A 5,270-nucleotide genomic window follows, 5' to 3' on the forward strand; every position below is an offset into this window, starting at 1 on the left:
AGCAGCCATTATGATAAAGCCACAACTATATGACAGAAAAGCAAATTAAAAATGGATTTTGGTATTATGACAGAGAGAATAATTTCCCACCAAAAGCTATAAAAATAATCGAAGAATATAAAGATGAAGAATATTTGAGTATTGCCATTGGCTCTGATAAAGAATTGAAAAAATGGGTAAAAATTATTCCTTCTTTAAATAAAGTAAAATTCTTGTGGACACATTCAAATGTCAATCAAGCATTTTTTGACGCAATATGTAAAATGAAAAACTTGGTAGGGCTGAATATAGGAATAACAACAGCAAAAAATATTGACAATTTAACCGAATTAAAAAACATTGAATATTTAAGAATTGGAAATTGCACAAAAATTGAAAGTATCGAATCTTTGAGTCTAATGACGACATTGAAAGTTTTAGAGATTGAGAATGCAAAGAAAATAACCAACTTTGAAGTAATTGGACAATTGACAAATCTTCAAGGACTTGCAATTTGTGGAAGTATGTGGACAGCTCAAAAATTAGACAGTTTAAAACCATTTTCAAGTTTAAAAGACTTAAAATATTTGATGCTGATTAACACAAAAACAACTGATAAAAACTTCGATCCACTTTTAGCATTAACAAAATTACAATCTTTTAGTAGTTCGTGGAATTATCCAAAAGATGAATTTGATAAATTGAAAAAAATAAAAACATTAACGTTTGGTAATATAGAAACAACTTTGGAAGAAAGTATAGAAAAATTAAAAAAACATTTGGAAAATAACAGCTGCTAACATCGGTTTGGCAAAAAGCGGGGCTGAAGTGCATATTTAGAAACTTTTGCATACATTTAGCTTGAGGTATTTCTATTGAGCTTGGGTGCTAAAAATCCCCGCCTTCGGCAATCCCCGTTCCGTTAGCAGCAATTATACAGACCACAGCTTATGACAGACGAAAAAATAATAAAACTACTTTCTAAGGTTTATTTGCATAGCAATGAAGAAAGTTACGACTTCGATAAAGAAATTAGCAGATACAAACTCCCTGGCAATTTAAAGGAAAAAGACATTTTGTTGTTAGAAAACAGTGGCTTTGAAATTAACAGAATAGGACATTATCAACACGACAAGGTTGTTAAAGAGTTAAGGAAAATTGTAACTGAAAATGACTTTGAATTAATAGTGTTCAATTTATTTATAAAAGCCATCGGAACAGGTTTTCATCGTGGACTACAACCAATAATCAGTTATTTGTTTGCGAAAAATATACCTGAACACAAGTTTGAACCATTCAACGATGAAAAATTTCGTAATCCTTGCAAAATATGTGGACTTCCTAAAGAAAATTGGGAAAACGATGGAAAGAATTTACACGATTTATACATTGGTTATTGCAGGATTGGTGGCTATACCGAAACGATTTTAGACTTACAAGAAATATTGACATTTGAAAATATAAAGGCAACAAAAAATGATATTGAAGTATTTAATAGGCTAATTGATACTATTGACAACGCGAAAGAAAATGAAACGCCAACAGATTTGCTAAACAGAATATCGAAAGAAAAAATATTGCCAAATAGTAATAACACTTCAAGAACTTGGCTAATAAGAATTTTAGCTGAATTAGGCATTTTAAAAAATAAATTGATTGATAATTATAGTCTGCTAAATGGCTTTGTTCCTTATCATCAAATTTTAGAATGGGAAGAACAACTACATAATGAAGCACCTAACCATCGGACAGAAGTTAACTTTCCTATTTCAGCGTGGCGTGGAAAATTGGGCGTAAATCATAAAATTGTAGAACAAATATTGGCAATAATAGAACCAACAAAATAACTGCTGCTAACAAGGGTTTTGCGTCAGGCGGGTTGAAGTGCAAAATTCAAGTTTTGTACTTCTATTGAAATTTGTATATTAGCTAAACGTTTCGGCTTCGAAATCCCGCCCGAACGCAAAGCCCCAAACCGTTACCTGCAACTGCCAATGAACAAAATCTCGTGTTAAATTAAACTCGGACTTGAGTGAATAAAAAAAGAAACTGAATCCAGACCAAAATGGTTTGAAAAAAAGGTCTGAATTCATTTTCTACTTGACTGACTGAAAAAAATCTGAATCTAAATCGAACCGAATTTATTCAACGACAGTTTCGGCAACGAATTTCACAAACTTTGCGCATAACGACGTGAATATCTGAATGAAAAACGGCGTGAAATCGAAGATTCGACGTAGTCAATAAAATTATGCTAATTGGAGTAAAATTATGCTGAATAAAATCCTTGCTTTTTTTTGTACCGAAAAAAAATTGGAATTTAACGGAATAATCTTCTTAAAACTTGCTGAAAATCAAAAACTCGGAAAAAGCTTTGTGGAAAAAGGCGCTGCAGGTAACATCGTATTGCTAAAAGACGGGGTTGAATTATAAATTGAAAGTTTTTGCATTTTTAGACGCAATTTGCTTTTTCCTTTCACGATTTTTTGTAATTTAGTGCAACGAAAAAAGCAATTTGCTGGGTTCAGAGAAAGTTGAACTTTTAGGCATAAAAGCCCGTCCTTCAGCAATACGCAACTCGTTAGCAGCAATTATATGAGAACTCTATTCCCCCTTATACTTATTTTCATTTTCAGTAATCTATTCAGTCAAGAACGGAACAATGAATTGAGTATCTCAAAAAATAATGAATCAATATATCATAAATTGCACCGTGCTCAATTGAGTTTTTTTAATGTAGAATGTATAGAAGATAATAAAAAGGATAATGTATTTAGAGTATGGAATTCGATATCATGTATTGAATTAATTAAGTCGGAAATTAACATTAAAGGAAAAATCTATTTTGCTGTTCAAAATGCTGAGAATAAAAAGGAGTTCTTAAGAAAAACTGTTGAATTGAGTGAATCTCAAGCTAATCAAGTCTATAAATTGTTCAAGGACTTTAACATTGATAAACTTTCTGAAGAACAAAATAAAGAATTTAATTATAAAGAATTGACGGAATTTGAAACTTTAGATGGTGAAACAATTTCTATTGAAACTTTAAATCAAAGCATATATGGTTTAATATCATATAATAGCTCAACAATTTTTCGAAAAGATGATGAAGGAAAAATTATAAGTTTAAGAGATGAAACAGATAGAATCCTAAGTTTTAATGATGAATTTAAATCATTTATTAACTCGAATAATTTTCAGTGTTATAATTATTACGGAGTTTCTTATTCTGTATGCAAAGTACTAACTAAAAAAGAAGCAAGAAAGCAAAAAAGGAAAAGTAAAAAATAACTGCTGCTAACAGTGTATTAGCAAAAGCGGGCTTGAATACTCAAATTGAAAATTTGAATATTCTTCGCCGCCACTGCTTTTCAATTCCGTATTTTATTTGTAAGTTTACTTCATTGAAAAAGCATTGGCTCAGTTTGGCCCGAAATTGAACTTTCAGTTCACTTTTCGCCCGCCTTCGCTAATACTTTTTCGTTAGCTGCAAGCACTCCAAAATACCGTTAAATATTGACAATTATGAATTTTGACTTTACAGAAAAATATATTTTAGAAAACGACTATGTTTTATTAAAACCTTTGGAAACCTCAGACAAAGAAAAACTAATAAACTTTGCAATTAATGAACCTGAACTTTGGAAGTTTAATATTAATGGAGGAAACGGTAAAGAGAATTTTGACACCTACTTTGACACAGCAGTAAAGTTATTCAAAGAGAAAAATCATTACCCTTTTGTTGTTTTTGACAAAAGGAATAATGAATATGTAGGAATGACACGATTTTACGAAATCTCAAATGAATTTAAACGTCTTGACATTGGGTTTACTTGGTATGGAAAAAAATTTCAAGGAACTGGACTAAACAAAAATTGCAAATATCTTCTTTTAGAGTTTGCTTTTGAAAAACTACAAATGATAAGAGTAGGTTTCGGAGCAAATAGCAAAAATGAAAGAAGCATAAACGCAATGAAAAGTATTGGGTGTAAAGTTGAAGGGATATTAAGACAATTTAGTAAAGATGCTGACGGAAAAATTATAGATGCAATAAAATTGAGTATCTTGAAAGATGAATGGGAAGAAAATGTAAAAAATAATTTAAAAGAACAACTTGAAAAATATGCCAGCAGCTAACAAGGGTTTTGCGTCAGGCGGGCTGAAGTGCAAAATTCAACGGCAGTTTTTCAATTAAACATTAGTAAAACCAGCTTTTGTGCTTCGAAATCCCGCCCGAACGCAAAGCCCCAAACCGTTAGCAGAAATTGTATGAACAAAATTTGGCATAAATTATATGATTATGAATCTAGAGATCTGATTGAAAGATTTATCTCTAAAAAGTACAATAGAAAAGCATCTGCCAGACAAGTATCTGAAATTAGTTCCAACATAATACAATCTCGAGAATTTTTTAGAAATGCAGAAGATGCAAATCTTAGTGTAAAACCTTTATTATTATATTATGGAGTTAATTCTTTAGCTAGAGGATTGGTATTATTACTGAATCCACATCTATCAGAATCTTCCTTAAAACCATCTCACGGACTAGACACAATAAATTGGAGACAATCAATTAGTGAAAATAATTTAAAAGATCTAACTGTTGAAATAAATAATGGTGGCTTTTATGAACTTCTAACTTCAACAAAGAATAAGTCATATTTAAAACTACATTCTTCTGGAATTAATTGGAAGGTTAATTTTCCAATTCCAGATTTGAAGAAACGGTTTACTTTAGAAAATTTGATTAGAATAATTCCCGACTTAAATGTCGAATACAATAAATGGCTAAATGAAAATTTAGAAACATTAAAAGTTTCTAAATTTACTAGCGATGATATGGAATATAAGTTCACAATTGAAAAATTTAAAATAAATCAAACGATAATTTCAAAAAATTTTGATTCAAATTTACTTAGTAATATTAGAATTACTGAAAATAAGACTAATTTTGAAGTAGTTATTCCTATAACACATTTTCCACAACTTTCTCAAAGTATAAATGAAGATATTTTTGGAATTGGCAACGTAACTCTATGCCGATTAATTCCGGATAATATCTATTTGAATTCTATTTCTCAATTATATTGTTTGTCATTCTATTTAGGTATGCTTTCAAGATACTTCCCTAGTTATTGGATAAATTTAAATAAGACAGAAAAGGGAGATTCTATTTATCCTTTGTTATTAAAATCTATAGACTTAATAATAGATGATTATCCAACTTTAATTTATGAATTTCTTGAAGGACCATATAATTTTGAAATCGCGGAATAAAAACAACTTCTGCT

At 30.2% G+C, this 5,270-nt stretch carries 6 protein-coding genes; all 6 read left to right on the forward strand.

Features of this window, described 5'->3' with window-relative positions; genetic code table 11:
- The first annotated feature begins 29 nt into the window (after positions 1 to 29).
- The 6 genes from AC4AGG_RS15160 to AC4AGG_RS15185 all read left to right on the forward strand — a co-directional run bounded on the left by AC4AGG_RS15160 (position 30) and on the right by AC4AGG_RS15185 (position 5,256).
- The gene (locus tag AC4AGG_RS15160; RefSeq protein ID WP_489772856.1) at positions 30 to 779 is read left to right on the forward strand and encodes a leucine-rich repeat domain-containing protein; all 750 of its coding nucleotides are present in this window, start codon (positions 30 to 32) and stop codon (positions 777 to 779) included.
- A gap of 150 nt (positions 780 to 929) precedes the next feature.
- A complete protein-coding gene (locus AC4AGG_RS15165) occupies positions 930 to 1,826 on the forward strand; it encodes a hypothetical protein (protein ID WP_489772857.1) in 897 nt (298 codons plus the stop codon).
- A gap of 424 nt (positions 1,827 to 2,250) precedes the next feature.
- Complete coding sequence (locus AC4AGG_RS15170; RefSeq protein ID WP_489772858.1) at positions 2,251 to 2,412, forward strand: hypothetical protein; 162 nt, start codon at positions 2,251 to 2,253, stop codon at positions 2,410 to 2,412.
- Between the two features lie 273 nt (positions 2,413 to 2,685).
- On the forward strand, positions 2,686 to 3,270 hold the full coding sequence (locus tag AC4AGG_RS15175) for a hypothetical protein (protein WP_489772859.1): 585 nt from the start codon (positions 2,686 to 2,688) through the stop codon (positions 3,268 to 3,270).
- A 234-nt stretch (positions 3,271 to 3,504) separates the two neighbouring features.
- On the forward strand, positions 3,505 to 4,116 hold the full coding sequence (locus tag AC4AGG_RS15180) for a GNAT family N-acetyltransferase (RefSeq protein ID WP_489772860.1): 612 nt from the start codon (positions 3,505 to 3,507) through the stop codon (positions 4,114 to 4,116).
- 132 nt (positions 4,117 to 4,248) lie between these two features.
- Entirely contained in the window at positions 4,249 to 5,256 is a 1,008-nt protein-coding gene (locus AC4AGG_RS15185) for a YaaC family protein (protein ID WP_489772861.1), read from the forward strand.
- Positions 5,257 to 5,270 lie beyond the last annotated feature (14 nt).

This window comes from Chryseobacterium sp. CG10_8 (genome assembly GCF_058117085.1).